Below are 26995 nucleotides of genomic sequence, written 5' to 3'. Positions count from 1 at the left end.
GAACGACCCTTTCCCGGTATTTCAGCCGAGCGGTTCGAAGTCCAGCGCGGCGAGCCGGTCCGGGTTGGCGAGGATGTCGATCGCCGCGATCTTGCCGTCCACGACGGTGAACGCGAAGACCGTCGTCGGGACGCCGTCCTTGGTGACCACCATCCCGGCCGCGCCGTTGACCAGTGCGGGCCGCAGCTCCCCGCCCTCGCCCGCCGCCCGGAACATGAGCGCCTGACTCGCGATCGTGGCCGCCCCGCGCACGAAACGCGACGTACCCGCCGGAGCGGCACCGCCCTCGGCGCGCAGGATGACGTCCGGGTCGAGCACCGAAACCAGCGCGTCGAAGTCGCCGCCCCGAGCGGCGGCGAAGAACGCGTCGACGACTTCCCGCTGACGGCTCAGGTCCGCGTCAGGGACCGTCGGTGAGCCCTGCAGACGGCGGCGCGCCCGGCTGGCGAGCTGCCGGGTCGCCGCGGAGGACCGGCCCACGATCGGCGCGATCTCGTCGAACGGCAGGGCGAACATGTCGTGCAGGACGAACGCCAGCCGCTCGGCGGGGTCCAGGGTGTCGAGCACGACCAGGAGCGCCAGCCCGACCGAATCCGCCAGCAGAGCTTGGTGTTCCGGGTCGATCCCGCCCTCACGGCCGATGATCGGGTCGGGGAGCTGCGCGCCGACCGGCTCTTCGGGCCGAGACTTGCGTGAGCGCAGCATGTCGAGACAGATCCGGCCGACGACGGTGGTCAGCCAGCCGCCGAGGTTGTCCACGGCGCCGGAGTCCGACCGGCTCAGCCGCAGCCAGGCCTCCTGCACGGCATCGTCCGCTTCGCTCAGCGAACCCAGCATCCGGTACGCCACCGCCCTCAGATGCGTCCGGTGCCCTTCGAAGCGCCGCGCCAGCCAGTCGTGTTCGTCCACGGTCCCCATCCTTCATCGATCAGTCGTGACTCTGACGCGTGGGGGATCGAAGATGTGACAGGCTCAGTGAGGGCGGAGACCCAAGAGCCTGCTGCGAACGCAGTGGAGTTCGCTGACGGTGACACCGGCGTCGAGCAAGTGTTGCTCGACATCGAAGCCGTCGAGGGTCGCGATGACGGCTTCTTCGGCCGTGGTGCCCCGATCGGCGAGAGCGGCCTGGATGAACGGTTGCTGGTCGGCGGTTCCCATCGCGGCGTACAGAGCCTTGAGGGCTTCGGCGGACATGGCGTAGTCCGCGGCGATCGCCCGGGGTTCGACGTCGGCCAGCGCGAGCAGCAGTAGCGCGATCAGCCCGGTCCGGTCCCGGCCGCCGCCACAGTGGAACAGGACTCCACCGGGATCGGCGTGGGCGATCGCCTTGATGACGGCGGCGCAACGCCGGGCCTTCCGCTGGAGGAACCCGGGATAGTAGAGCGGGGTGCCGTTGAGTCCCTCACGGTTGACGTGCTGCCAGAACTCGATGTCCTCGATGTCGTCGAGCGGGACTTCGAGCCGGTCGATGCCGGCCGGTGTGGTGGCGCCCTCCGGGGTGGCGGCGAATTGTGCCGAGCCCGCCTGTGCCGTGAACGGGGTTTCAGCAGGCCGGATCTCGTCCGCGTTGCGGAGGTCGATGACCGTGCGGACGCCGGACTCACGCGCTTGTGCCCAACCTGCTTCGGTGACGAAACGAAGGTCCGCTGCCCTGAAGAAGGCTCCATAGCCGGTCGTGGCGCCGGATCTGGTCGGCAGTCCGCCGAGGTCCCTGGTGTTGAAGAAACCTTCCCAGGACACTGCTCTGCTCGTGTTCATCGTTCGGGCCCCCTGTCCTCCATGACATCGTCAGTCAGCTGGGTCTGCGTATAGCGACGCGCGACGCGCGGGTTGGTTCATTCGCGAGTAGCCGCCGTCGACCTCCTTCACCGGTTTGTGGGGGAAACGGCGTTCGGCGTAGGCCTTCGCCGTCGATCCTTCTCGCACGTACAGTGTCTCCACCTTGTCCTGCAGCGGTTTCACGACGGTTCCGAGGAAGCCACGACGGTCTTCGAGGTACGGGCCCAGCACGTCTTCGCCCGCCGGGCAGACCGCCATGCAGTACGCGGCCTTGTAGTTCGGCTTGAACGCGAGGCTTTGCCACATCGACACGTTCTCCGAGTCGGTCACCCTGGACCGGAAGTCGGCGGCGTCCTCGCTTTCGGCCACGGTCTGGGCCCAGTCGGTGAAGCCGCTCATGAACTCGCGGTAGTTGTGCGTCGAACAGGCGAGGAAGTCGAATTCGCCGGTCTTCGAGATCGCCCCGATCGGACAGGCGGCGACGCACAGCTTGCACTCCAGGCAAGGGTTGTAGTCGAGGGCTTCGCCGTAGGCGGACACCTCGGCGTCGACGAGCAACGTCGCGAGGAGCACGAAGTTGCCGAACTTCGGGTGGATGACGTTGCGATGCAGTCCCATGGCGCCGAGGCCGGCCGCGACGGCGACCGTCTTGTGCGCGACGACCCAGATCCGGCCGGGATAGTGCTCCATCTCCATCGGGAACGTCGCGGACGGGTTGATCGCGCGGTATCCGGCGTCCTGCAGCGTCCGGACGATCGTGTGCCCGGCCTCGTTGATGATCTCGCCGGTGCGGTGGAACTCCTGGTTGGCGACGCTGCGGGCAGGGGAGCGGACGTCGTCCCGGTTCATCCGCACCACCAGCGAGACGAGGGTCTTGGTACCGGGAAGGGCGCGCTCGACGTGCTCGCGTTCGCCCGCCAGATCGGGATGGTCGAGCGAGACGGCGGCCGCGTCGTCGGCGCCGGCGGCGAGGCAGATCTCCTTGAGCCAGGCGGCGTCGATCACCGAAGACGGCTTGTCGCGCGGTTCGGCGAGCACCGCCCGCACCGACGGATGGTCCGTCAGCTTCTTGGGAAGCCTGCCGGTCACAACGCCTCCAAGATGGTCGCGTTGGCCTGGCCGCCGCCTTCGCACATCGCCTGCAGGCCGTAGCGGGCGCCGTGGTGGTGCAGCGCGTTGACCAGCGTGCCCATCAGGCGCGTCCCGCTCGCGCCGAGCGGATGGCCCAGCGCGATCGCGCCGCCGTGGACGTTGACCTTGGCCGGGTCGGCCCCGGTTTCCTGCTGCCACGCCAGCACGACACTGGCGAACGCCTCGTTGATCTCGAAGAGGTCGATGTCCGCCAGACGCAGGCCCGCGCGCCGCAGCACCTTCTCCGTCGCCGGGATGACGCCGGTGAGCATGAGCAGCGGGTCGGAGCCGGTGACGGCGAAACTATGCAGGCGGGCGCGCGGGCGGAGGCCCAGCCTGGCGGCGGTCTCGCTGGAGGTGATGAGCAGGGCGGAGGCGCCGTCGTTGATCGGGCTGCTGTTGCCCGCGGTCACCGACCAGTCGATCTGCGGGAATCGCGCGGCGACGGCCGGATCCTGGAACGCCGGGCGCAGCTTGGCGAGCGTTTCGAGATCGGTCCCCGGCCGGACGGACTCGTCGGTCGACACCCTGCCGGACGGTGTCTCGATCGGCACGATCTGGCTCGCGAACCGCCCGAGTTCGTGCGCCCGCGCCGCCTTCCGGTGCGAGGACATCGCGAACTCGTCCATCGCGTGGCGGCTGAGCGACCATTTCGCGGCGATGAGTTCGGCGCTGATCCCTTGGGGCACCAGGCCTTCCGGGTAGCGGGCGGCGACGCCGGGGCCGAGCGGATCGGTGCCCGGCAGGACGTTCGACCACATCGGGACGCGGCTCATGGACTCGACGCCGCAGGCGATGACGACGTCGTACGCGCCGGCCATCACGCCTTGCGCGGCGAAGTGCACGGCCTGCTGGCTGCTCCCGCACTGCCTGTCGACGGTCGTCGCGGGCACGGTTTCCGGGAGCCCGGCCGCGAGCGCCGCCCACCGCGTGACGTTCTGGGCCTGCTCGCCGACCTGGTCGACCGCGCCGCCGATGACGTCGTCGATCAGCTCCGGATCGAGGCCGTTGCGTCGGACGAGGGCCTGCAGCGTGTGGGCGAGCAGCTGGACCGGATGGACCTCGTGCAGGGAACCACCGGGTTTGCCCTTGCCGATCGGGGTACGGACGGCGTCGACGATGACCGCGTCGTGCACGGCTGCCTCCACTGGTGAGTTGGTATTTCCAACCCACTGTGGCATCGAGTGGGTTGGAAATCAAGACTCACTGGGTTTACGCTGGTCGCATGACCGAAGGACCGAGGGATTGCTCGATCGCCAACGCGATGGAGGTGATCGGGGAGCGCTGGAGCCTGCTCGCGCTGCGCGAAGTGTTCTTCGGTGCGCGGCGGTTCGACCAGATCGTCCGCAACACGGGGGCGAGCCGGGACATCCTGACCGCGCGGCTGCGGAAACTCGTCGAGACGGGAATCCTCGAAAAACGGCTCTACGAGGAGCATCCGCCGCGCTACGAGTACGTGCTCACCGACGCCGGGCACGCGCTCAACCATGTGCTTTTGAACCTCATGGCCTGGGGCGACGCGTACGTCACGGAGGGCCCGCCGCCGACGGTGTGGCGGCATTCGTGCGGCGAGGTCCTCGCGCCGGAGACCGTGTGCGCGCACTGCCGCGAACCGGTGCGGGAGAAGGATATGACGCTGGTGCGGAGCAGCCGGCGCACCAAGGCCTCGTGAGTGGTCAGGACGGTTAGAACCGTCCTGACCACTCACGAGGTCGGTTTCAGGAGCGGGCAGCCCATTCCCGCGCGATCATCCGCATGAGCGCCGGATAGACGATCAGGTACCGGAACGGCTTGATGAAGCCCATGTACACCCGGCCGAACAACCCGTTGGGTTTGACCAGTACCGCCATCTGACCGCGATACCCGCCCTGCCCGTCCTCGACCCAGGCGATGTGCAGGACGCCGTGCATGGTCCGGTTCGCCATTTCGGCGGCGAATTCGTCGTCGAGCCGGTACAGCGGGGTGAACGGCAGCCAGTCCTCGTCCGGGCCGGTGGGTGTGTCGTGGAGGTCCTCCGGCAGCCTGCCGCGGAGCGAGCCCACCCGGGTGTCGAGGCCGGAATCCCGTTCGTCCAGCCGGAGGAGGCCGCCGAGCTTCCAGCGCAGCGCCCACAGCGCCCGGACGGGCAGTGGTGCCCCATCCGGGAAATTCCCCGACGAGAACTGCTTCACCAGCTTGCCGAAATCGTCCGGCCCGCCGGGTGTATCGAGTGCCCAGACGTCTTCGAGGTCGAAGTCCCCGGCGATTTCGTGGATCCGCCACGAGCGGACGGTGTGGGCCGTGCTCGCGAGTTTCATGCCGACACCAGCTGGACGATCTCGCGCGGACGGACTTCGCGGTCGTCGAAGGCGACGTCCACGTCCGCCGAGCCCAGGGCCCGCATCGAGGTCGCCTGCGCCGCCTCGGATTCCCAGCGCACGATCGACACCACGGCGTCGCCCGCGGCGGTGATCCAGCATTCGGCGGCGAGACAGCCCGGAGTGGAGCGCAAGACGTCGGCGACTCGCCGGACGCGTGAGACGAATTCGTCGTGATGATCGGGGTGCGGGTAGTGCGTGGCCACGAATCCGACAGTCATCGTCGTTGTTCCTCCCAGTGAACTTCCGCCATCTATACGGTAGCGTATATATCGTCTTCATGGTGCCGGAGTGACGGGAGATACGGTGATCCCATGGCCGCCGAAACCCGGACCCCGCCGAGCGCCTGGATCGACGCCGGGCTGCACGCCCTCGCCGCCGGAGGCCCCGACGCCGTGCGCGTCGAGGCACTCGCGAAAGCCCTGGGTGTCACCAAAGGCGGGTTCTACGGCCATTTCGCCGATCGGGGCGCGCTACTGGAGGGAATGCTCGCCACCTGGGAACGGATGAGCACCGACCTGCTCTTCGAGAGCGTCGAGAGTGAAGGCGGTGACGCCAGGGCGAAGATCCGGCGCGCGGGCCTGCTCGCCGGCGATCGTCTGCTGCCGATCGACCTGGCCATCCGGGACTGGGCGCGGCGCGACCCGGCGGTGGCCGAGCGGTTGCGGCGGGTCGACAACCAGCGGATGGACTACCTGCGGTCCCTCATGCGCGAGATCTTCGCCGACGAGGACGAGGTCGAGGCCCGCTGCCTGCTCGCGTTCTCGCTCCTGATCGGCAAGCACTTCATGGCCGCCGACCACGGTGGCCGCACTCGGGACGAGGTCACCGAACTGGCCGGGGCACTCCTGCTCGGCGGCGGGCCCGGTCATGGGAGCTGAGGCGGGCCACCGGCTCCTGGTCTTCCTGCACGAGCTTCAGGCGGTGAAGGTCGCGGAATTCAGGTGGCAGCTCGACGGATCGATCTGGCAGGCCGTCGTGGACGTCGAGCCGCGCCGGTGGCTCGGCTGGCCTTCGAAGCGGTCGACCCCGTGACCGGCACACGCGCCACCTACGACATCGACACCGATCTGTACGACCTGTCGCAGGAAAAGCACCGCGAGTTCGCGGGGGAGATCGAAAACGACATCATCGAATTCCTCGACAACCTGAGGAAGAGAGCCGTCCTACGCGGGAACGACGGAGCGAAGTTCGTGCTCGTCTTCCCCCTGGACGGTTCCTACGTCCGCGTCGTGCAGGGCCGCTTCATAGGCGGCGCGTCCACATATCCCGATCTCGCGGCGGCGAAGGCCGGTGGCGACTACGTCCCGCTCGAATGACTACTCGTCCTCTTCCTCGGGTGTCGTCGGGACCTGCTTGCGCGCGACGTAGACGAGCAGCCCGATGATCACCACGGGGCCGACGAAGATGAGGATCTCGTCCCAGCCGCCCTGGTGCATCATCATCACCCGCGCCGCGATGGTCATGAGCCGGAGACCAGCGCGATCCCGAGCGCGGTGTAGCCGATCATCAGCGCCAGCATGGGGTACTGGCCCACCTTGACGTAGTTCGCGCGCAGCACGCCGACGGAACGGTCATGGGCCGAGGTTACGGCCAGCACGTGCCCGGCGACGATCCCGGCGATCTGCACCAGCGCGATCACACCTGCCGACACGACCGTGTAGTCGATCGCCCGGCCGAATCCCTGCTGCCCGGAGAACACGGCGAACGAGAAGTAATGCGCGACCGTGTAGCCGACCATGATCGGAATCAACGAGGGCGCGAACGCCGGATAGGGATCGAACCCGCGGCGCAGATACGGCCTGGTGAGGCTGATGGCGCCGGCGTAGGCGCCGTAAGTGAGCGCGACGCAGGCCGCGAGCCCGGCGGTGCCGCCGAGAACCCCGGCGTCCAGCGACGTCCAGAACGGAAGCCGGGTGAGGCCGTCGAACGCCGTCGAGCCGAGCACCACCAGCACCAGCGCGGTCAGCCAAGGCGCGGGGGAGATGGTGAGCAGGCCGTCCAGCGGATTCCGGATCACCAGGCGCCCATCTGCCCGCCTGCCGAACGGGGAGAGGGCCGCGATCAGGCGCGCGTAGACCTCGAAGGCATCACCGTGGTCGAACCAGCGCGGTCCGTACACCCCACCGAGAGCGATATGTATAACGGCATATACGGTGACGAAGAGGGCAATCGCTCGCGGCGAGTCCGAATGCGGGAAGACGAGTTCCAGCCAAAGAAATGCCAGGAGACCGACGATCGCGGGCAGGTAACCCAGCCGGTCCGGGAGTTCGCGTCGTCGGGCAGGGATCAGTGCCGCGATCGTCCTCAGTGGATTCAGTCGCCGCCAGACCGGGCCGAACAAGAGGGAAAGCGGGACCAAGCCGACCCAGAACCAGGCGTAGAACCATGCCGGTGCCGGGTTGTCGGCCGAGTTGTCCGGACCCGCCCACGCCATGGCGAGAAAACCCGCGAACAGCGCCACGCCGAGCACGCGCGCCACGATCCGCGAGAACCCGCCGTCGACGAACCGTTGCAGGGCGAGGGGGAGGGGGCGGCCGGCGTCGGCGCCGCGGAGTTTCGGCTCCTTCCAGAGCACGGTGAGCGCGAAGAACGAGACCACGACGGCCGCCGCTCCCGCGTAGAGCGCGAGCCACAGCGGAACCGGCAGATCGGACCGGCCGCCGAGACCGTGCGCGAGGATCATCCGCTCACCCGGAGCTTGGTCACCGCCGCGCCGCTCTTGTGCAGTTCCACCTCGAAGATCCCGTCGATGTTCGCGGTGAAGGCGACCGTCCCCGGGACGCCGGGTGACAGCTGGGCGGCCTTGTCGTAGCCGTGGACGTGCAGTTCGTCCGGCTGGTCCGAAGTGACTTCGAGCGCGACGTTCTCGCCGGTGCGTACCGCGACCTCCTCGGGTCCCGCCGTGCGCTTGCCCTCGGTGATCGAGAACTTGACGGTCCGGGTGCCGGTGCCCGGCGCCTGTTCGGAACCGGTCGATCCCGAACAGCCGGTCACGGCCAGCAGTGCGGCCACGGTGATCGCGCCGATCCTCCGCATCGAGGTGCCTCCAAGTCGTACGCCCCGGCTTGCCCGGCCGGGACCTTGCGCCTATCGTGTTACCCCAAGGTAACAGTTACTTAGGTTAGCAGGAAGGCGAGAACGGTGTTCATGGCTCAGGAGAGCCCGCCTGCCGGCGGCGCGCAAATCGGGCAGATCGTCATCGCGGGCCTGATGTTCACCGCGGTCTTCCTGCCGTTGGCCCTTTTCGTGCTCCGCGAGCGCGCGGGGAAGCGGACGGTATTCGGCCGGGTCGCCGACTGGATGGGTGAATTCAGCGGTCTGCCGCGCTGGGCGGCGCTGCCGATGTTCGTCGCCTTCCTCTCCGGGATGTCGGCGCTGATCGGTGTCTACTGGGACGTGCCGATCCACATGGAGCTCGGCCGCGACGAAGGGCCGCTCGCGAACCCGTCGCATTACCCGATCTACTTCGGACTGATGGGCATCTTCGCCAGCGGCGTGCTCAGCGCGACCCTCGCGACGAAGGATCTGCCCAAGCGCACGTTCAAGATCGGCCCGCACTGGCGGGCGCCGATGGGATCCATCCAGATGATGGCGACCGGCCTGGTCGGCATCGCCGGGTTCCCGCTCGACGACGTGTGGCACCGCCTGTTCGGCCAGGACGTCACCGAATGGGGGCCGACGCACGTCCTGATGATCGGCGGCGGCGTCTGTGTCGTGCTGGGCCTGCAACTGCTGCTCGGCGAGGCCCGGCAGGTCGGCGCGACCGGGCCGGTCGTGCGTCTGCTCGGCCCGGTGCTCGCCGGTGCCTGGATGATGGGTGCTTCGGCGTTCCTGATGGAGTTCGACCTCGGCGTCCCGCAGTTCCCGATGCTGTCGCAGGTCGTGCTCGTCGGCCTGATCGGTGCCTGGACACTGACCTACGGGCGGCTGTCCTGGGGGCCGGGCGGCGCGCTGATCGTGCTCGCGGTCTTCCTCGCCTCCCGTGCTTCGTTCGCCGTCATCCCGCTGTTCGCCGACCTGCACGTGGCCTCGCTGCTGCCGTACGTCGCCGAAGCGCTGATCATCGAGGTCGTAGCCCTCGCGATGCGCAACCGGCAGGGTTACGCGTTCGCAGCTGTCGCCGGTCTGCTCGTGGGAACGGCCGGAATGCTCGCCGAGGCGGCGTTCACCCACTGGCTGATGCCGAACCCCTGGCCTGCCGCTCATCTGCCGCTGTTCGTCCTGTTCGGGACCGGCGCGGCGCTGGCTGGTGCGTTCCTCGGCGTCTGGCAGTACCAGCGAGTGGAGGAGACGGCGACGCGGGTGCCCGCGGCGGGACCTCGTCACGCGGTCGGGCTCGTCGGCGCGCTGGGCGCGGTCGCCCTGATGTCGGCGGTCGCCGTCCCACAGGATCCGGAACCGGGGTTCACCGCCGACATCCGGCTGACCGAGTCCGCGACCGGGCTGCCGATCTCGAACCCGCACGGCGGCGGCACGCCCCGCTGGGTCGACGCGACCGTGACGATCTCGCGGCCGGACCTGGCCGACGACGCCGTGTGGCTCAACGGTTTCGCTTGGCAGGGCGGTGACTTCTTCACCGCGCCGCTGGAGAAGATCGGCGATGGGGTGTACCGCACCGTCCAGCCGTTGCCGGTGTTCGGCCAGTGGAAGACCGGGATCCGCGTGCACGTCCCGAGCCGGGTGATGGGGCTCGCCCCGATCTACGCGCCCGCCGACCCGGCCGCGAACGCGCCGTCGATCGACGCGACGTCCGGCACCCGCCCGTTCATGTCGGAGATCGAGTTCCTCCAACGCGAACGGAAGTCGGACACGCCCGCCGTGCTGTGGACGATCGCTTACGTGACCGTCGGGCTCATCTTCGCCGGTATGTGGGCACTGTTCGCCTGGCTCTACGCGGCCGCGGCCACGGCGCGCCGACGTGAGGTCTCGGTCGGCTGACGCCTCGCGTTTCGTCCTCTGGACGCGGTACTTGCGTGTGCAACTACCGCGTTCAGAGGACGAAACGCTTTGCTCTCACTTCGTCGCACGTATCGATTGGGCATCATCGCGCGCAAGGCTTTTGCAAGCCCGCTTCCCTTGAATACCCAGAACACCGCACGTGGTGCCGGTTCGCGCGCCGAAACGGTGACACAGTGCAATGTCGGCGAGACGTAAAGTAGCTGTCGACCACGCGACGGCATCCGCCGTGCACGATCGGTATTGGCGAGTCATTGCGCGGTTACCGCGACATGTGGTTACTTTTCCGCCTCGGGGGTTGGGTCACAGCGAGTTTCGATGGGGTGGTCTTCGTGCGCACAGAGCGTTTTCCCAGGCGACGGCGCGGTCTTCGCGTGGTCGCGGTCCTTGCCGCTTCGGCGGTCGCGACGGTGCCTTTCGTGCCCGCCGCGGCGGCGCAGCAGCAGGGCAAGGTCCTCCGGGTGGCGCTCACGACCGGCATCGACCACCTGAACCCCTTCACCGCCCAGCTGGCGGCGTCGACACAGGTGGGCCGGTTCAACTACGAGTTCCTGACCCTGCCCTCGGCCGAGGACACCCAGCCCACGGGCGGGATCGCGGAGTCGTGGAAGACCTCGGACGACAAGCTCACCTGGACCTTCACCATCCGCCAGGGGATGAAATGGTCCGACGGCAAGCCGATCACCGCGCAGGACCCCGCGTTCACCTTCCAGCGGATGCTCGACGACGAGAACGCCCGGACCGCGAACGGCAGCTACGTCACCAACTTCGCCTCGGTGTCGGCGGCGGACGACAAGACGCTCGTCATCAAGACCAAGGCCCCGCAGGCGACCATGACGGCGCTCGACGTCCCGATCGTGCCCAAGCACATCTGGGAGCCGATCAAGGATCTCAACGCCCCCTCGACCGACGACCTGGCCGTGGTCGGCGTCGGCAGCGGACCGTATCTGCTGACCGAGTACAAGAAGAACGAGTTCGTGAAGTTCAAGGCGAACAAGGACTACTGGCGCGGGGCGCCCAAGGTCGACGAGCTGCAGCTGCTGCAGTTCAAGGACGCCGAGGCCGCGGTCAACGCGCTGAAGCAGGGCGAGGTCGACGTCATCAACCGGCTCACGCCGACGCAGTTCGACGCGCTCAAGGGCGAGAAGAACATCACCACGAACAAGGCGCCGGGCCGCCGGTACAACGAGCTCATCCTCAACTTCGGCGTCAAGAACGTCCTCGACCAGCCGATCGGTGACGGCAACCCGATCCTGAAGGACGTCCGCGTCCGCAAGGCGATCGCGCAGGCCATCGACACCGAGACCATCGTCCAGAAGGTGATGAACGGGTACGGCCAGCCCGGGACCGGTGTCGTTCCGGCGATCTACAAGGCCTACACCTGGACCCCGTCGGACGCGGAGAAGACCAAGTTCGACATCGCGGCCGCGAACGCCACCCTCGACAAGGCCGGCTACGCCAAGGGCGCGGACGGCATCCGCGTGGCCCCCGGCGGCGCGAAGCTGGAGTTCCGGCTCGCCGGTCACGCGAACCGGCCGTTCGACCAGCGGGTCGCGCAATTCGTCAGCGGTTGGCTCAAGGACGTCGGCATCGGCGTCAAGCAGGAGCTCGTCTCCGACGACGAACTGGACGACCGCACCACCGCGGGCAACTACGACCTCGCGATCTCCGGCTACGGCACCTCGCCCGACCCGGACTACGCCCTCAGCCTGAACACCTGCGCCGGCCGCCCGAACGCCGAGGGCAACGGCGGCAGCTCGGCGACGTTCTTCTGCGACCCGCGCTACGAAGACCTGTACAAGAAGCAGTTGACCGAGTTCGACCCGGCGAAGCGCGCCGAGCTCGTCAAGCAGGCGCAGGCGGTGCTGGCGGGAGAGTACGTCGACGTCGTCCTCGACTACGACAACGTGCTCGAGGCCTACCGGTCGGACAAGTTCTCCTCGTTCACCAAGCAGCCGCAGCCCGACGGCGCGATCCTCGAGCAGTCCGGATACTGGGGCGTTTACGGCGCCACTCCGGCCGACGCGGCCGCGGCCGGTGCCGAGGAAAGCAGCAACACCGGCCTGTGGATCGGCATCGGCGCGGTCGTGCTCGTGGTGCTCGTCGGTGGCGGCGTGCTGCTCGGGCGGCGCGGCAAGTCGGCCGACGACCGGGAGTAAGGACCGCGTTGACCGAAGCACTCAGTTCCCTCGAAAAGCCCCCGGCGCTCGGTGATCCCGACGAGCGCCGGGGCGGGACCGGCACCGCCCGGTTCGTGCTCTCCAAGATCGGCGGCGCGCTGGCGAGCCTCGCGCTCGTCGTCGTGCTGGGGTTCTTCCTGTTCCGGACGCTGCCCGGCGATCCCGTGCGGTTCATGGTCCGCGACCGGCCGACCGACCCGAAGATGATGGCGGAACTGCGTGCGCAGATGGGCGTGGACAAGCCCTTGCTGCAACAGTTCTGGGACTACGTCGTCGGCCTGCTCCAGGGCGACATGGGCGTCTCGTACCTGCAGCGGCGTCCGGTGTTCGACATGGTCAGCGAGCGGTTGTGGCCGACGATCCTGCTGGTCGGCAGCGCGACCGTGCTCGCCGTCGCGCTCGGCCTGTGGCTCGGCGTCCGCGCGGGCTGGCGCCGGGGGAGCAGGTTCGACAAGGTCCAGACCGGGATCGCGCTGACGCTCTGGTCGGTTCCGCAGTTCTGGCTGGGGCTGATGCTGCTGGTGGCCACCAACGGCCTCTTTCCCAGCCGGGGCATGCATTCCCCGGATGTCGAGCCGGGCTTCTTCAGCGAAGGGCTCGACGTGCTCCACCATCTGGTGCTGCCGTGCGTGACCCTGCTGGTGGTGTTCTACGCGCAGTACATGCTGGTCATGCGGTCGTCCCTGATCGGCGAGATGAATTCGGACTACCTCACCACCGCACGGGCCAAGGGTCTGCGCGACGACCTCGTCCGCAAGCGGCACGCCGTGCCCAATGCCCTGCTCCCGACGGTGACGCTGGTCTTCATGCAGTTCGGCATGGTGGTCTCGGGCGCGGTCTCGGTCGAAGCCGTGTTCAGCTGGCCGGGGCTCGGGCAGCTGCTCTACGAAGCGCTCCGCGGGCCTGATCTGCCTGTCCTGCAAGGAGTCTTCGTCACCCTCGCGGGTGCGGTGGTGCTGATGAACCTGCTCGCGGAGTTGCTCTACCGCGTGCTCGACCCCAGGGTGCGGACGGCATGACCACAGCGGAAAAACCCGGTTCGATCGTCTGGCGCCGCCGCCGTGAGGCCGTGGCGAAGCGCTGGCACGAGTTCACGACGAACAAGGCGGGCGTCTTCGGGCTGGTCTTCCTCGGTGTCCTCACGCTGCTGGCCATCCTCGCGCCGGTGATCTCGGACGAGTCCGGTCTCGACGTCACCAAGGCCGAAGGCACCTCCCTGGACCCGCCGAGCGGGGAGTTCTGGCTGGGCACCGACATCGACGGCCGTTCGGTGCTGCTGATGACGTTCTGGGGGGCGCGGATCTCGCTGCTCACCGGCTTCTCGGCGGCGTTCCTCTCGGTGCTGATCGGCACCGTCATCGGGATCGCGGCCGCGCATTTCGGCGGCTGGCTGTCCGGGCTGCTGCTGCGGTTCACGGACTTCTTCCTGGTGCTGCCGTCGCTCGTCCTGGCCGTGGCGCTGGCCTCGGTGCTGGATCAGGGCACGATGACGGTGATCATCGCGATCGGCGTCACCGCCTGGCCCAGCACCGCGCGTCTGGTCCGCGCGCAGACCCTCACGATCGAGGGCCGCCCGTACATCGAGCGAGCGAAAGCGCTCGGCGGCGGGCACCTGCACATCGTCGGCAAGCACGTCCTTCCCGGTGTCATGCCGCTCGTGCTGGCCAACACCACGCTCGTGGTGGGCAACGCGGTCATCGCGGACGCGACGCTGGCGTTCCTCGGCGTCGGCAATCCGAACACCGTCTCCTGGGGAGCCATGCTGCAGACCGCCTTGAACAACGGCGCGATCAGCAAGGGCGCCTGGTGGAACCTGCTGCCACCGGGCGTCGCGATCGTCGTGGTCGTCCTCGCCTTCACCCTCGTCGGACGCGCGCTGGAGACCGTGCTGAACCCGCGCCTGAAGGGACAGCACTCATGAGCCCCTTGCTGGAACTGAAGAACCTCGGCGTCAGGTACGCCACCGGTGGCGGCGAGGTCGCCGCCGTCCGCGGGGTCGACCTCGTGCTCGAATCCGGCGACACCCTCGGCGTCGCGGGGGAGTCGGGGTCGGGGAAGTCGACGGTCGCGATGAGCGTGCTGCGGCTGCTTCCGCGTTCGGCGAAGGTCAGCGGGGAGATCCTGCTGGACGGCGAAGACGTCACGGCCATGAAATGGGGCAGGCTGCGCGCGGTGCGCTGGGCCGAGGCTTCGGTCGTGTTCCAGGGCGCGATGCACGCGCTCAACCCGGTCCGGAAGATCGGTGAGCAGATAGCGGAGCCGATCCGCCTGCACCCGCCCGGTGGCAAGGCGCTTTCGGACAGCGAAGTCCAGGCGAAGGTTTCGGAGCTGCTCGAACAGGTCGACCTGCCGCCCGGCCGTGCGGGGGCGTACCCGCACGAGCTGTCCGGCGGCCAGAAGCAACGGGTCATGATCGCGATGGCGCTCGCCTGTTCGCCGCGGCTGATCATCGCGGACGAGCCGACGACCGCGCTCGACGTCGTCGTCCAGGCGCAGGTGCTCGACCTGCTGGGCAGGCTGGTCGCCGAACAGGGGATCGGGCTGATCATGATCAGCCACGACCTGTCGGTCCTGGCCGCCACCTGCCGACGGATCGCGGTGATGTACGACGGCGAGATCGTCGAGGAGCGGCCGAGCGCCGAGCTGATGAGCGCGCCGCGGCACGAGCACAGCAAGGCGCTGGCGGCCGCGTTCCCGACCGTCGGGGATCCGGTGGCCCGTTTCGCGCCCGCGACCAGCACGCCGCTGCCGCCCGAACCGGAACGCAGTGGCGACCAGCCGGCGTTGCTGGAAGCCGAGGATCTGCGCGTCAGCTTCCGTGACCGCACCGGCAAGAGGATCAACGCCGTCGCCGGGGTGAGCCTGCAGGTGCGGAAGGACGAGATCGTCGCACTCGTCGGCCAGTCCGGTTCCGGCAAGACGACGCTGGCCCGGACGCTGCTCGGGCTGCAGAAACCCGATTCGGGAGCGGTGCGGTACGACGGCAAGCCGGTCCCGCTCGGCGGCGCCGGGCTCAAGGCGTACCGGCGGCAGGTCCAGCTGGTGCTGCAGGACCCGACGAGCGCCCTGAACCCGAACCACACGGTCTACGAGGCCGTCGCGGAAGGCCCGCGCATCCACGGAATGAGCGCGAACGAGCACGAAATCGTCACGAAGGCCCTCGAAGCGGCCGAGCTACGGCCCGCGGAGAAGTTCCTCGACCGGCTCCCGCACGAGCTGTCCGGCGGGCAGCGGCAGCGGGTCGTCATCGCGGGCGCGCTCGCGCTGGATCCCGGCGTGATCGTCGCCGACGAACCGGTGGCCTCGCTCGACGCGTCGGTGCGAGGGGAGATCCTCGCGCTGTTGCTGCGCCTGCGGCGTGAGCTGGGTCTCGCCGGGCTGGTGATCACCCACGACCTCGGGCTGGCCTGGAACATCGCCGACCGGGTGGCCGTGATGTATCGCGGGGAGCTGGTGGAAGTCGGTACCGTGGAGGAGGTCCTGCTGGACCCGAAACACGACTACACGAAGTCGCTGCTCGCCGCGCTGCCCGGTGGCACCGCGCGGGAAACACCCATTGCCGCGCACTCGCACAGGCGCGGTGTGTAACCTCCAATCTCGAAATGGCGACCACTACAGACCCCCAGCAGACGCCCTCGGCCGGTTCCCTCGGCGAGCGGCTCCGGGTGCCTTCCCGGTTCCCGTACCGCACCATCGCGATGGGCACCATAGGCAGCACGCTGCTGATGCTGGCGGCGCTCGGCGCCGGTGGAATCCTCATCCGTGACCCGATCCTGGGGCACGGACCGCTGTCGTGGATCCGCTACGGCCATGGCCGCATCCTGGCCAACGTGATGCTCTACACGGGCTTCGCACTGATCATCTGGGCGTGGGTCCGCCTGGGCCGCTACGCGCTCGCGGGCCGGATCGGCAGCCGCCCGATCGTCATCGCCGCCGCCTGCTGGATGGCGCCCCTGCTGGTCTCGCCGCCGCTGTTCACCCGCGACGTCTTCTCCTATCTCGCGCAGGGTGCGCAGCTGTTGCACGGTCTCGACCCGTACGCCAACGGCCCGGCCGAACTGACCGTGCTGCCGGACGTCGTGCAGAACGTCCACCCGCTGTGGCAGACCACGCCCGCGCCGTACGGCCCGCTGTTCCTGCTGGTCGCCAAGGGGATCGTCTCGGTCACCGGCAACGACATGATCGCCGGTGTCATCGCGACCCGGCTGGTCCTGATGATCGGCCTGGTCGGGATGCTGTGGTCGCTACCGCGGCTGGTCAAGCACCTCGGCGGCAAACTGCCGATCACGTTGTGGCTCGCCATCGCCAGCCCGATGACCGTGATCCACCTCGTCGGCGGACCGCACAACGACCTGCTGATGCTGGGCTTCCTCACCGTCGGCGTGCTGGCCGCGCTGGAGCGCAAGCACGTCGTCGCGATCGTCCTGGTCACCATCGGCATGCTGATCAAACCCACCGCGGCGTGGGCGCTGCCGTTCCTCGTCTGGGTGTGGGCGAACCACCTGCCCGGCGACCGGAAGGTGGTCAACTTCTTCCGCGCGGGCGCCGCGTCGGTCGGGATCTTCCTGCCGGTGTTCGTCGCGGGGACCTGGCTGTCGCTCGGTTCGGTCAACCTCGGCTGGCTGACCGGTCTCAAGGCGCCGACGCTGATCGCGAACTGGATGAACTTCCCGACCGGGATCGGCGAGATCTTCTACTCGCTGGTGAACCTGGTGATCGACGTCGAGGTCTCGCCGTTCGTCACCGTGTTCCGGGCGATCGCGATGGTCGGCCTGTTCGTCTTCGCCGGCTGGCAGTGGTGGCTCGCCCGCGACGGCGGCTACCCGGCGATCCACCGGATGGCGATCGTGCTGCTGGCCGGCGCCATCGTCCCGCCGCCCTCGCTGCCGTGGTACCTGACCTGGGGTTTCGTGGTCCTGTCCGCCTTCGAATGGCGCCGCCGGAACCTGGCGGTCGTCGTCGCGGTGTCGGTGTTCGTGACGCTGGTCTACTACCCGACGGGGGAGCAGGCCCTGTACGACTGGTGGTTCATGGCCGGCGTCGTCGCGGCGAGCGTGTACGCGGCCGCTTCGCTGCTGCGGCCGGATCCGCTCGGGGTCGTCGCCGCTTGGCGGGGGAAGCCGGTGGAGCAGTTCCTGCCCGCCGAGGCTCCTCGCTCGTCGTGATCTGAGTCCGTGAAGGGCCCCTTGAGGGACCCAGAGTCCCTTAAGGAGGCCTTCACGGACTTCGCTCGATCACCTAAGTGTATAACGACCTATACGGCATGGCATTGGGCTTGTTGCCGTGGAACGGCAACAAGCCAAAAAAGCTCAAGAAGCACGCCATCCGCTCCATGCGTGAACGAGCGTGCTCACCACGGCATGCGGTGGAGGCTGCGTCTCGTACTGCGGATACTTCTCCCGTAGCAGCCGCACCGGCAGCGCCTGCTCGTCGGGATCGGTCAGCACCCGGGCGACACCGTCCGCCCGGGCCCACCACAGTCCGGCCCAGTCCTCGTCGTAGTGGTCGGTCAGAAAACTGACCAGCGGGTTCTCCGCGATGTTCTTGAGCCGTCGCAACGCCGTGGTGCTCTTGGGTTTGTGGTCGACCGCGAACGCCACCGAGTCGCCTTCGAGAACGAACGTCACCGGCACGACGTGAGGCACGCCGTCCGAATCCGTCGTCGCCAGCCTCGCTATCCGCTCGCCTTCGAACCGGGACCTGGCTTCGGCAGGCGTCATCCGCATGCCGTGACGGTACCCAGGCGCTGTCCTGAGAGTCATGTTCGCGGTCTCCGCGCCCAGGCGGCCCCTGGACCGCCCGCACCGCCAAGAACCGCCTGCCTAGCCCGAGCGCCGCACGCGGAGCACGTTGTCCGAACGTGTTCCCTGCTGCCCTTCCGGTCCAGGGAAGTCGCGGGCGATCAGGTCCTGTCGCTCCACCGTCCATTCACCGTCGGCCAGTGCCAGCGTTTCGAGGACCTCGGCCGTCGTCGGGAAGTGGACGTCCTTGTGCGGTGGCTCTTCCATCCATGTCGGCCAGCCCGCGTGGCCGGCGACCACCAGCGTGCCGCCCGGCGCGACGGCTTCGGCGGCGCGGCGGAGTGCCTTGTCCCGCTCGCCGTCCTCGGCGACGGGGGAGTGGAAGAACTGTGCGGAGACAAGGTCGAAATGTCCTTCCGGGAACGACTTCGCCAGGTCATGGCGTTCCCAGACGATGCCCTCCGCTCCGGCCTCGGCCGCGTGCTCGGCGGCACGTTTGAGCGCGACCTCCGAGATGTCGACGGCGGTGACGCGCCAACCCTGTCGGGTCAGCCAGATGGCGTCGCCGCCCTCGCCGCAGCCGAGATCGAGTGCCGTCCCCGGCGTGAGCGCGGCGACCTCGTTCACCAGGATCGGGTTCGCCTTCCCGCTCCAGACCTGATCCTTGTCCCGGTAGAAGTCTTCCCAGAACTGCTGTGTGGAATCCATGACCGCAAGATGCCTCCGCCTCGGCCGGTTCCGCAAGTCCTGTTGCTGTTACGGCAAAATCAGGAGGGTGCCCGCGTCGGCGTCGAGGGTGGCCCACGCGCCGAGGGGAATGGTCGGCGACGCCGGGACATGCCCGACACCGAAGTCCCAGGCGATCGGCACGCCGAGCGGGCCGAGGCGGTCGAGCATCAGGGCTCGGATCGCGTCCGGATCGCCGCAGGACTTCCACGAGCCCAGCACGAACCCCCGGGCCCCGTCGAGCCAGCCGGAACGCAGCAGTTGGGTCAGCATCCGGTCGATCCGGTACAGGCTCTCGGTGACGTCCTCCAGCAGCACGAGCGCCTCGCGCCCCGAGCCCTGCTCAGGTGTGCCGAGGCCGGCTGTCAGGAGGGCGAGGTTGCCGCCGACGAGCGTCCCGGTCGCGGTGCCCGGCACCAGTGGCGACGCAGTCGGTGAGGCGATCAGCCGCACAGTCTCGGGTTCGAACAACGACAGCCGTAGGTGCTCGGCGGCGACCGCGTCGAACAGGGTGGTCGCGGGCATGGGGGAGAACAGCGTCTCCAGTCCCAAGTGGACGTTCACCGCCCGGTGCAGCGCCGTGACGTCGCTCGATCCGGCGAACGTCTTGGGTCCGGCCGCCTTCAGTGCCGTCCAGTCGAGCAGGTCGAGCATCCGCTGCGAGCCATAGCCGCCCCGGGCGGCGAGGACGCACGTGACTCGCGGGTCCAGCCAGGCGCGGGTGAACTCGGCGGCCCGCGCCTCGTCGGAGGCGGACAGATAACCGGTGGAGGTCGCGCGGACGCAGTCACCGACGTGGACTTCGGCACCCCATCCGCGGAGCACCGGCAGGGCCTTCTCGACGAGGTCCGGCGGGACCGGTCCCGCCGGGGCGACCAAGGCGATCGTGTCACCGAGGCGCGTCTTGGGTGGCCTCACCGGCTCAACCGGAGCTTCGGTACGCCGGGTGTCTCGAAGCCGAAGACCTGGCCGTAGAACGACAACTCCGCTTCGAGCGCGGCCACGATCGTCTCCGCCTTCCGGAATCCGTGCTGCTCGCCTTCGAACCTCAGGTAGGCGTGCTCGATGCCGCGCCCTGCCAGCCCGGCGACGAACCGGTCCGCCTGCTCGGGCGGGCAGATCTCGTCCTCGAGCCCTTGCAGGAACAGTAGCGGGCCGGCGAGGGTGCCGGCGTTGTTGATCGGCGACCGGTCCCGGTAGCGCTGCTCGGCATCGGGCAGCGGCCCGATCAGCCCGTCGAGGTAGCGGGACTCGAAGTCGTGCGTCTCGCCGCCGTCGCCGGTCCACTGGGTGAGGTCGAGGATCGGGTACATCACGGTGCCCGCGCGGTAGGTCGTGGTGGTGGTCAGCGAGGCGGCGGAGGTGTAGCCGCCCGCGCTGCCGCCGCGGATGGCGAGCCTGTCACCGTCGACGGTGCCTTCGGCGGCGAGGGCTTCGGCGACGGTGACACAGTCGGCCACGTCGACGACGCCCCACTGTTCGCGCAGCCGTTCCCGGTAGGCGCGTCCGTAGCCCGTCGAGCCGCCGTAGTTGACCGTGACGACGGCGATGCCGCGGCTGGTGAAGTAGGCGATCTCGTAGTCGAGCACCGCACTGTCCCGGCCGGTCGGCCCGCCGTGCGGGTACACGAGCAGTGGAGGCAGTTCGCCGTCCGGCGCGGCGAAGCCGGCGTTCGCGGGGAGATGGACGAAGGCGGGGATCCTTTCGCCGTCCTGGGTTTCGAAGGTCCGTTCCACGGGGGTCGACAGGTAGGCGGGCGAGGGCGATTCGGGTACCGCGGCGAGTTCGGTCACCGTCCCGTCGTCGAGGCCGACTTTCACGACGGCACCTTTACGCTTCGGGCCCGCCGCGACGCCGACGATGCCGTTTCCGTGGACGGCGAAACCGTTGATGGACCACGCGGTCAGGTCGGCGGCCGTCGTCACCGGGGTCACTTCCCGCGTCGCTTCGTCGAGGATGGCGAGCTTGCCCGACGCGATGACGGCGAACCTGCCGTCACCGAGCGGGGTGAACCAGCGCGTGCCGAGTTTCCACTGCGCGCCGCCGATCTCCTGTTCGGCCGGGGCGAGGTTCGTGATGTCGCCGTCGAGCCCGACGCGGTGCAGATTCCACCAGCCGTCCGGGTCGAGCAACGCCAGCAGACTGTCGGCCGACTCCCATTCGACCTGGCAGACGGAGATGTCCGCCGCGCCGGCGAGCACACGGTGTGGTCCGAACGTCCCGTGCTCGTCGAGTTCGGCGATGCACAGTTCGGTGCCGTCCCAAGGCATCGCGGGGTGGTTCCAGCCGATCCACGCCGCGCGGGTGCCATCGGGCGAAAGCCGCGGCGCCGTGAGGAAGTGATGGCTCGCCGTCAGGACTCGTGCCGGGCCGCCGTCGAGGGGGACCGCGAGGAGATCGCGGGCGATGTCGACGCGCCGGGGGCCGGTGCTGCGCTCGCGGACCAGCCACACTTCGCCGGTGCGGCCGGGCCGTAGGTCGCTGTAGCGGATCTGGTGCCGGGTCGCGGGTTCCGGGGTCAGCGGTGTGGTCTCGCCGGTGGTCAGGTCGCGGCGATAGACGCGCTGGTCCGCCCAGTGGGTGAAGACCAGGACGTCGTCGAGGACGAGCCAGGGCCGGCCGCCGTATTCGTGGACGCGGTTCCGGGCGCTCCATGGAGCGGGAAGGACGTCTTCGACCGTGCCGTCGGCGCGGGACCGCACGAGGGTCACGCGGCCGCCTTCACCGGTTCTCGCTTCGGCCCACCAGACGTCGTTTCCCACGGTGTCGAGCCATTGCGCGCTGTCTCCCGAGGCCGCGACGGCGGCGGCCGACAGGGGAGACGTCCAGGTGCCGTAAGGGGCGATCTCAACCACGGTTGAAGACTAGGTTCGGCTCTTTGCCCAGGACGGCCCGGGGCGGCCCGGGGCGCGGCGGTTTCGCCCTGGGCTGAACCTTGGGGCGGCGGATGCCGATCATGGGGCCGTGGCCTAGTGTCAAAGGTGCCATGTCTCGCGTAATCCACGTCTTCCGCCAGCCCGACCGGTTCGTCGCAGGAACCGTCGGTGAGCCCGGCGACCGCACGTTCTATCTCCAGGCGTCCGAGGACGTCCGCACGATCAGTGTGACGATCGAAAAACAGCAGGTGGTGGTCTTGGCCGAGAGGCTCGGCTCGCTGCTGGAAGAGGTCGCCAGCAGGTTCGGCGCGGACGTACCCGACGACGCGCCCGAAGAGCTCCTCGACGTCGACCCCCTGACCGTTCCGGTCGAGGAGGAGTTCCGCGTCGGCACGATGGGACTCGGCTGGGACGCCGAGAGCAAGGCCGTCGTCATCGAGCTGCTCGCGATGACGGAGGGCGAGGTGGACGAAACGGTCGTTCTGGACGACACCGAAGAAGGGCCGGACGCCGTTCGCGTCTTCCTGAGTCCTGGCGCGGCGCGCGCGTTCGCGGAACGAGCGGACCGGGTGGTCAACGCCGGCCGCAAGCCGTGCCCGCTGTGCGCGGAACCGCTCGACCCGGCGGGTCATATCTGCCCGCGCCAGAACGGGTACCGGCGCGACGTCGACGTCCTCGAGGACTGACGACGTGGAGGAGTCTTCGCGGGAGCTGGTGACGCGCGGCAAGATCGACGTCGAAGGCAGGCTCGTCGACGCCTCCAACGTCACGCTCTTTTGCGCGATCGAGCTCGACGGTGTCACCGGGAACGTCGTGTACAAGCCGGTTTCCGGCGAGCGGCCGCTGTGGGATTTCCCGGACGGGACGCTCGCGGGCCGCGAGGTCGCGACGGCCATGGTCGCCGAAGCCTCGGGATTGGGCGCGATCCCGCCCACGGTGCTGCGTGACGGGCCGTTCGGGCCCGGCATGGTGCAGCTGTGGATCGAGACCACCGACGAGGAGCTCGTCGACGTCCGGTCGCCGGAGGGGCTGCCGGAAGGCTGGCGTGTCGTGCTGCACGCGCACGATCGCGACGGCGAACCGGCGGTGCTCGCGCACGCGGACCGGCAGGGCATGCGGGAGCTGGCCGTGCTCGACATCGTGGTCAACAACACCGACCGCAAGGGCGGCCATGTGCTCGCCGGTGCGGACGGCCGGATCTACGGCGTGGATCACGGGATCTGCCTGCACACCGACCCGAAGCTGCGGACGGTGCTCTGGGGCTGGATCGGTGAGCGGCTGACCGATGCCGAGGTCGCCAAGCTGCGCGGCCTTCGCGAGCGGCTGGACGGGGAACTCGGGGACGCGCTCGGCGAGCACCTCACCGGTTTCGAGATCCGCGCGCTGGCCGAACGGACCGATCTGCTTTTGGCGGAAGGGGTCTTCCCCGAGCCGGGCGACGACTGGCGAGCCATCCCGTGGCCGCTGTTCTGATCGATGACGAGGCGCGTGCTCGTCTGGTCAAGCGATTCGGCGAGGACGTCGGGGCGTGGTGTGACGAGCTGCCCGCTCTCGTGGCGCGGCTGGCCGCTCGGTGGGGTCTCACCGTCGTCGACGCGAAGCCGGGCAACACCGGCCGGACCTTGATCTGCCACGGGGACGACGGCCTGACGAAGGTTCTCAAGCTGACCCCGGATCACACGATCGCCGCGTCGGAAGCCGCCGCGTTACGGGCGTGGGACGGCTGTTCGCGGGTCGTGCAGGTGCTCGATACGGAGCTCGCCGCCGGGGCGATCCTGCTGGAGGGCATCGATCCCGGTACGCAGCTGCTGGAGGCGGGGGCGAACGTCCCGTGGGCCGAGGTCGGCGACCTGCTGGCTCAGCTCCACTCGGTGACCCCGCCGTCGGATTTCCCGTCGCTGGAAGACCGTGTCGTCTTCATGTACCGGCTCGCCGAGCGCGGGTTGCGCGGCTCGGTGGCCGAGGCCACGCTCTCGCTGGAGACCCTCGATCGCGCGCGGTCGCGGGCGCTCGAACTCGCGACCGGCGGGGGAGGGAACGCGATCGTGCACGGCGACCTGCATCCGGGCAACGTCCTCGACGGCGGGCCCGGGCGGGGAGCGGTCGCGATCGACCCGCGCCCGAGCGTCGGTGACCCGTCGTTCGATCTCGCGGACTGGGTCACCTTGCCGATGCGCGACGGCGGAACGCTCGAAGACGGCTTCGACGCGATCGCCCCGCATCTGCCGGGTTTCGACGCCGGACGAGTGCGCGCGTGGTGTGTCGCGCTCGCTCCGCTGTTCGTGATGCGCCCGCTGGAGCGGGGTGAACGGACCCCGTTCGTCGACGCGATGCTGTCATTCTGCCGGTGAACCTGAGTCCGCGATCGACGTCGGCGGGACGGCGGATGGCCGCTGACCGGCGTGGCGGGGAGACGGCGGCCCCGGGCACCGATAGCGTCGGGCGCCGTGCGCTCCCATTCGTACGACGACGTGTTGTCCGGCCCGCGCAAGCGGAAGATCCCCGAGGTACCCGCGGAGCCGGGGCTCGTGGTCGAAGACCCGGCCAGCGGCTACTGCGGTGCCGTGGTGAAGATCGAGTACGGCAACGTCGTCCTCGAGGACCGGCACGGCAAGCACCGTGTCTTCCCGCTGAATCCCGCGGGTTTCCTGCTCGAGGGCAAGCCGGTGACGCTGGTGCCGTCGAAGGCCGCACCGAAAGCCCCGGCACGGCGGATCTCGGCGTCCGGGTCGGTCCAGGTCCAGGGGCTCAAAGCGCGAGTCGCCCGCGATTCGCGCATCTGGGTGGAGGGCAAGCACGACGCCGAACTCGTCGAGCGGGTCTGGGGTCACGACCTGCGGGTCGAAGGTGTGGTGGTGGAACCACTCGATGGGGTGGATGTGCTGTCCGGCCGCATCGACGAGTTCGGCACCGGGCCCGGCCGCCGCCTCGGAGTGCTGGTCGACCACCTGGTCGCGGGCAGCAAGGAATCGCGGATCGTCGACGCGATCCGCGACGAGAACGTGCTGATCACCGGGCACCCGTACATCGACATCTGGGAGGCGGTGAAGCCGTCGGTCGTCGGCATCCGGGCCTGGCCGAAGATCCCGCGTGGCACGGAGTGGAAACAGGGCGTCTGCGACGCGCTCGGCTGGGGCGAGCCGTGGGAGGGCTGGCAGCGGATCCTGGCGGCGGTCGGCAGCTACCGGGATCTGGAAACGCCGCTGATCGGAGCGGTGGAACGGCTCATCGACTTCGTCTCGGACCCGGGCGAAGAGTCCTGAATGCCCGGTTTGCGTGAGGTCACTCAAGGTCACGCGTCGGTCACGTCGGTTTCGCTTCTTCGGTATGAATCGGCGCGATCTGGGAGCATGAACGCATGACAGGCGCTCTCATCTGGCTGATCGCCGGCATCCTCTTGATCATCGCCGAGCTGCTCTCGGGTGATCTGTTCCTGCTCATGGTCGGGGTCGGAGCCCTGTTCGGGGCGGGCTCGGCCGCCTTGACCGGGAACCCGTTCATCGACGTCGCGGTGTTCGCCGTCGCCTCGGTCGGGATGCTCGTCCTCGTCCGGCCGACCCTCAAACGCCGGTTCCTCGCGGGGCCGGACATCAAGACCAACACCGACGCGCTGATCGGCGCGCGGGCGGTAGTAGTGTCCACAGTGGACGGCGATGCGGGCCAGGTGAAGCTGGCAGGCGACGTCTGGTCGGCACGAAGCATGACGGGCGGGGAACCGATCGCCCCGGGGACATCGGTGACGGTCGTCGAGATCTCGGGCGCCACGGCGGTCGTCTCGGCCGAGCTGTGAGCCGGACGGCCGCACCGCAACAGGGTTTCTACGTAAGGGGAAGGTAGTTGTCAGAGACAGTGGTGTTCATCGTCGTCGGACTGCTCGCATTGTTCGTGGTCGTCGTGGTGGTCAAGGCGATCATGGTGGTGCCGCAGGCACAGTCCGCTGTGATCGAACGGCTGGGCCGGTTCCGGACGGTGGCTTCTCCCGGCCTGACGTTTCTGGTGCCCTTCCTGGACAAGGTCCGGGCGCGGATCGACCTCCGCGAGCAGGTCGTGTCGTTCCCGCCCCAGCCCGTGATCACCGAGGACAACCTGACGGTGTCCATCGACACGGTCGTGTACTTCCAGGTCACCGACTCGCGGGCCGCGGTCTACGAGATCTCGAACTACATCGTCGGTGTCGAGCAGCTGACCACCACGACCCTGCGTAACGTCGTCGGTGGCATGAGCCTCGAGCAGACGCTGACCTCGCGCGACTCGATCAACAGTCAGCTGCGGGGTGTGCTCGACGAGGCCACCGGCCGCTGGGGCATTCGCGTCGCCCGGGTCGAGCTGAAGGCGATCGACCCGCCGCCCTCCATCCAGGACTCGATGGAGAAGCAGATGCGCGCCGACCGTGAAAAGCGCGCGATGATCCTGACCGCCGAAGGTCAGCGTGAGTCGGCGATCAAGACCGCGGAAGGTCAGAAGCAGAGCCAGATCCTCGCGGCCGAAGGTGCCAAGCAGGCCGCGATCCTGAGCGCGGAGGCCGAGCGGCAGTCGCGGATCCTGCGCGCGCAGGGTGAACGTGCCGCCCGGTACTTGCAGGCGCAGGGGCAGGCGAAGGCCATCGAGAAGGTCTTCGCGGCGATCAAGGCCGGGCGTCCCACGCCCGAGGTCCTGGCGTACCAGTACCTGCAGACCCTGCCGCAGCTGGCGCAGGGCGACGCGAACAAGGTCTGGATGATCCCGAGCGACTACGGCAAGGCCCTGGAGGGCTTCGCCCGCGCGCTCGGCGCACCCGGCGACGACGGCGTGTTCCGCTACGAGCCGCCGAAGGAAGACCCGGTCGAAAAGCCGGACCTGGAGGACGAAGAGGTCCAGGGCTGGTTCGACACCTCCAGCGACCCGAAGGTCGCCGAGGCCGTCGCGGCCGCGGAAGCCGTGGCGCGCAAGGAGGTTCCGGCGCTGGGCGTCGCGACGCCGCGGCAGGAGCCGCCCGCTCCGCGTCAGGTTCCCAAGGCCGCGCCCGCTCCCGAACCGGAGGCCGCTCCGGAGCCGCCGCAGGCCCCGCCTGCCTCCCGGCTGCCGCAGCCGCAGCCGCCCGCCGGCCCGCAGGGTGGCCCGTACCAGGGACCGCCGTCGCAGGGGCCCGGCAGTGGCCCGTTCCCGCAGCAGGGACCGTTCGGTGGCCCGCAGGGTGGTCCGCCGCAGCGCTGACCGTGAAAGTGAGAGAGGGCCGTCCCGTTCGGGGCGGCCCTCTTCTTTTTCTT

General features: G+C 68.9%; 29 protein-coding genes. 16 read left to right on the top strand and 13 right to left on the bottom strand.

The window, feature by feature from the left end; translation table 11 throughout:
• Nucleotides 1-21: 21 nt before the first annotated feature.
• From sigJ to CVV72_RS09165, 4 genes are all read right to left on the bottom strand, one after another.
• A complete protein-coding gene (gene sigJ, locus CVV72_RS09180; RefSeq protein WP_219152025.1) occupies nucleotides 22-909 on the bottom strand; it encodes an RNA polymerase sigma factor SigJ in 888 nt (295 codons plus the stop codon).
• 63 nt (nucleotides 910-972) lie between these two features.
• Nucleotides 973-1758 carry a tyrosine-protein phosphatase gene (locus CVV72_RS09175; protein WP_255632612.1) on the bottom strand — a complete coding sequence of 262 codons (786 nt, stop codon included), beginning with the start codon at nucleotides 1756-1758 and terminating at the stop codon, nucleotides 973-975.
• A gap of 30 nt (nucleotides 1759-1788) precedes the next feature.
• A complete protein-coding gene (locus CVV72_RS09170; protein WP_219152024.1) occupies nucleotides 1789-2868 on the bottom strand; it encodes a (4Fe-4S)-binding protein in 1080 nt (359 codons plus the stop codon).
• Nucleotides 2865-4046, bottom strand: a complete 1182-nt coding sequence (locus CVV72_RS09165; RefSeq protein WP_219152022.1) for a thiolase family protein — start codon at nucleotides 4044-4046, stop codon at nucleotides 2865-2867. Before CVV72_RS09165 ends, CVV72_RS09170 begins: the two co-directional genes overlap by 4 nt.
• 89 nt (nucleotides 4047-4135) lie before the next feature.
• Between CVV72_RS09165 and CVV72_RS09160 the strand changes: the two genes are divergently transcribed.
• Entirely contained in the window at nucleotides 4136-4582 is a 447-nt protein-coding gene (locus CVV72_RS09160; RefSeq protein ID WP_219152021.1) for a helix-turn-helix domain-containing protein, read from the top strand.
• 46 nt (nucleotides 4583-4628) lie between these two features.
• Here the strand turns inward: CVV72_RS09160 and CVV72_RS09155 are convergent, their stop codons facing one another.
• A complete protein-coding gene (locus CVV72_RS09155) occupies nucleotides 4629-5207 on the bottom strand; it encodes a DUF2867 domain-containing protein (RefSeq protein ID WP_219152020.1) in 579 nt (192 codons plus the stop codon).
• A complete protein-coding gene (locus tag CVV72_RS09150; RefSeq protein WP_219152019.1) occupies nucleotides 5204-5488 on the bottom strand; it encodes an antibiotic biosynthesis monooxygenase in 285 nt (94 codons plus the stop codon). Before CVV72_RS09150 ends, CVV72_RS09155 begins: the two co-directional genes overlap by 4 nt.
• A 93-nt stretch (nucleotides 5489-5581) precedes the next feature.
• Here CVV72_RS09150 and CVV72_RS09145 point away from each other — a divergent pair, with 93 nt between their 5' ends.
• Genes CVV72_RS09145 through CVV72_RS09140 form a run of 3 tightly spaced genes read left to right on the top strand, consistent with a single transcriptional unit; the run spans nucleotide 5582 to nucleotide 6586 of the window.
• The gene (locus tag CVV72_RS09145; protein ID WP_219152017.1) at nucleotides 5582-6148 is read left to right on the top strand and encodes a TetR/AcrR family transcriptional regulator; all 567 of its coding nucleotides are present in this window, start codon (nucleotides 5582-5584) and stop codon (nucleotides 6146-6148) included.
• Nucleotides 6138-6302, top strand: a complete 165-nt coding sequence (locus CVV72_RS41550) for a hypothetical protein (protein ID WP_255632611.1) — start codon at nucleotides 6138-6140, stop codon at nucleotides 6300-6302. Before CVV72_RS09145 ends, CVV72_RS41550 begins: the two co-directional genes overlap by 11 nt.
• Entirely contained in the window at nucleotides 6299-6586 is a 288-nt protein-coding gene (locus CVV72_RS09140) for a hypothetical protein (RefSeq protein WP_255632610.1), read from the top strand. Before CVV72_RS41550 ends, CVV72_RS09140 begins: the two co-directional genes overlap by 4 nt.
• On the opposite strand, the gene CVV72_RS09135 is transcribed toward CVV72_RS09140, so the two are convergent.
• From CVV72_RS09135 to CVV72_RS09125, 3 genes are read right to left on the bottom strand one after another with little or no spacing between them, the layout of a single operon-like run.
• Entirely contained in the window at nucleotides 6587-6733 is a 147-nt protein-coding gene (locus CVV72_RS09135; RefSeq protein ID WP_219152016.1) for a hypothetical protein, read from the bottom strand.
• Nucleotides 6730-7953: a hypothetical protein gene (locus CVV72_RS09130; RefSeq protein WP_219152013.1), complete on the bottom strand. Its 1224-nt coding sequence runs from the start codon at nucleotides 7951-7953 to the stop codon at nucleotides 6730-6732. Before CVV72_RS09130 ends, CVV72_RS09135 begins: the two co-directional genes overlap by 4 nt.
• A complete protein-coding gene (locus CVV72_RS09125; RefSeq protein ID WP_219152012.1) occupies nucleotides 7950-8306 on the bottom strand; it encodes a hypothetical protein in 357 nt (118 codons plus the stop codon). Before CVV72_RS09125 ends, CVV72_RS09130 begins: the two co-directional genes overlap by 4 nt.
• A 111-nt stretch (nucleotides 8307-8417) precedes the next feature.
• Here CVV72_RS09125 and CVV72_RS09120 point away from each other — a divergent pair, with 111 nt between their 5' ends.
• The 6 genes from CVV72_RS09120 to mptB all read left to right on the top strand — a co-directional run bounded on the left by CVV72_RS09120 (nucleotide 8418) and on the right by mptB (nucleotide 17571).
• Nucleotides 8418-10208 carry a hypothetical protein gene (locus tag CVV72_RS09120; protein WP_255632609.1) on the top strand — a complete coding sequence of 597 codons (1791 nt, stop codon included), beginning with the start codon at nucleotides 8418-8420 and terminating at the stop codon, nucleotides 10206-10208.
• A 392-nt stretch (nucleotides 10209-10600) separates the two neighbouring features.
• On the top strand, nucleotides 10601-12385 hold the full coding sequence (locus tag CVV72_RS09115) for an ABC transporter substrate-binding protein (RefSeq protein WP_219153886.1): 1785 nt from the start codon (nucleotides 10601-10603) through the stop codon (nucleotides 12383-12385).
• Nucleotides 12386-12393: 8 nt separating this feature from the next.
• Nucleotides 12394-13425 carry an ABC transporter permease gene (locus CVV72_RS09110; RefSeq protein ID WP_219152009.1) on the top strand — a complete coding sequence of 344 codons (1032 nt, stop codon included), beginning with the start codon at nucleotides 12394-12396 and terminating at the stop codon, nucleotides 13423-13425.
• Nucleotides 13422-14327: an ABC transporter permease gene (locus CVV72_RS09105; RefSeq protein WP_219152007.1), complete on the top strand. Its 906-nt coding sequence runs from the start codon at nucleotides 13422-13424 to the stop codon at nucleotides 14325-14327. The genes CVV72_RS09110 and CVV72_RS09105 overlap by 4 nt, the downstream gene beginning before the upstream one ends.
• A complete protein-coding gene (nikE, locus tag CVV72_RS09100) occupies nucleotides 14324-15994 on the top strand; it encodes an ABC transporter ATP-binding protein (protein ID WP_219152005.1) in 1671 nt (556 codons plus the stop codon). The genes CVV72_RS09105 and nikE overlap by 4 nt, the downstream gene beginning before the upstream one ends.
• Before the next feature lie 14 nt (nucleotides 15995-16008).
• A complete protein-coding gene (gene mptB / locus CVV72_RS09095) occupies nucleotides 16009-17571 on the top strand; it encodes a polyprenol phosphomannose-dependent alpha 1,6 mannosyltransferase MptB (protein ID WP_219152003.1) in 1563 nt (520 codons plus the stop codon).
• A 144-nt stretch (nucleotides 17572-17715) separates the two neighbouring features.
• Here the strand turns inward: mptB and CVV72_RS09090 are convergent, their stop codons facing one another.
• The 4 genes from CVV72_RS09090 to CVV72_RS09075 all read right to left on the bottom strand — a co-directional run bounded on the left by CVV72_RS09090 (nucleotide 17716) and on the right by CVV72_RS09075 (nucleotide 21728).
• A complete protein-coding gene (locus tag CVV72_RS09090; RefSeq protein WP_219152001.1) occupies nucleotides 17716-18132 on the bottom strand; it encodes a TIGR03668 family PPOX class F420-dependent oxidoreductase in 417 nt (138 codons plus the stop codon).
• 96 nt (nucleotides 18133-18228) lie between these two features.
• Nucleotides 18229-18855 (bottom strand): bifunctional 2-polyprenyl-6-hydroxyphenol methylase/3-demethylubiquinol 3-O-methyltransferase UbiG, encoded by a 627-nt coding sequence (locus CVV72_RS09085; protein ID WP_219151999.1) that lies wholly within the window; start codon nucleotides 18853-18855, stop codon nucleotides 18229-18231.
• 48 nt (nucleotides 18856-18903) lie between these two features.
• Complete coding sequence (locus tag CVV72_RS09080; RefSeq protein ID WP_219151998.1) at nucleotides 18904-19791, bottom strand: LD-carboxypeptidase; 888 nt, start codon at nucleotides 19789-19791, stop codon at nucleotides 18904-18906.
• Nucleotides 19788-21728: a prolyl oligopeptidase family serine peptidase gene (locus tag CVV72_RS09075; RefSeq protein WP_219151997.1), complete on the bottom strand. Its 1941-nt coding sequence runs from the start codon at nucleotides 21726-21728 to the stop codon at nucleotides 19788-19790. Before CVV72_RS09075 ends, CVV72_RS09080 begins: the two co-directional genes overlap by 4 nt.
• Before the next feature lie 131 nt (nucleotides 21729-21859).
• On the opposite strand from CVV72_RS09075, the gene CVV72_RS09070 reads away from it, so the two are divergent.
• From CVV72_RS09070 to CVV72_RS09045, 6 genes are all read left to right on the top strand, one after another.
• Nucleotides 21860-22435: a DUF3090 domain-containing protein gene (locus CVV72_RS09070; RefSeq protein WP_034306761.1), complete on the top strand. Its 576-nt coding sequence runs from the start codon at nucleotides 21860-21862 to the stop codon at nucleotides 22433-22435.
• A 4-nt stretch (nucleotides 22436-22439) separates the two neighbouring features.
• Nucleotides 22440-23222 (top strand): SCO1664 family protein, encoded by a 783-nt coding sequence (locus tag CVV72_RS09065; protein ID WP_219151996.1) that lies wholly within the window; start codon nucleotides 22440-22442, stop codon nucleotides 23220-23222.
• The gene (locus tag CVV72_RS09060) at nucleotides 23207-24100 is read left to right on the top strand and encodes an aminoglycoside phosphotransferase family protein (RefSeq protein ID WP_219151995.1); all 894 of its coding nucleotides are present in this window, start codon (nucleotides 23207-23209) and stop codon (nucleotides 24098-24100) included. The genes CVV72_RS09065 and CVV72_RS09060 overlap by 16 nt, the downstream gene beginning before the upstream one ends.
• Nucleotides 24101-24196: 96 nt before the next feature.
• A complete protein-coding gene (locus tag CVV72_RS09055) occupies nucleotides 24197-25012 on the top strand; it encodes a DUF3097 domain-containing protein (RefSeq protein WP_219151994.1) in 816 nt (271 codons plus the stop codon).
• 95 nt (nucleotides 25013-25107) lie between these two features.
• Nucleotides 25108-25539, top strand: coding sequence for an NfeD family protein (locus tag CVV72_RS09050; RefSeq protein ID WP_219151993.1), 432 nt, complete (start codon nucleotides 25108-25110; stop codon nucleotides 25537-25539).
• A 59-nt stretch (nucleotides 25540-25598) separates the two neighbouring features.
• Nucleotides 25599-26942: an SPFH domain-containing protein gene (locus CVV72_RS09045; protein ID WP_219153885.1), complete on the top strand. Its 1344-nt coding sequence runs from the start codon at nucleotides 25599-25601 to the stop codon at nucleotides 26940-26942.
• The last annotated feature ends 53 nt before the right edge of the window (nucleotides 26943-26995 follow it).

The organism is Amycolatopsis sp. TNS106, from assembly GCF_019330265.1.
Taxonomy (GTDB): Bacteria; Actinomycetota; Actinomycetes; order Mycobacteriales; family Pseudonocardiaceae; genus Amycolatopsis; species Amycolatopsis lurida.
The sequence above is the reverse complement of the archived record's forward strand: the minus strand, read 5'-3'. Positions and strand labels throughout refer to the sequence as shown.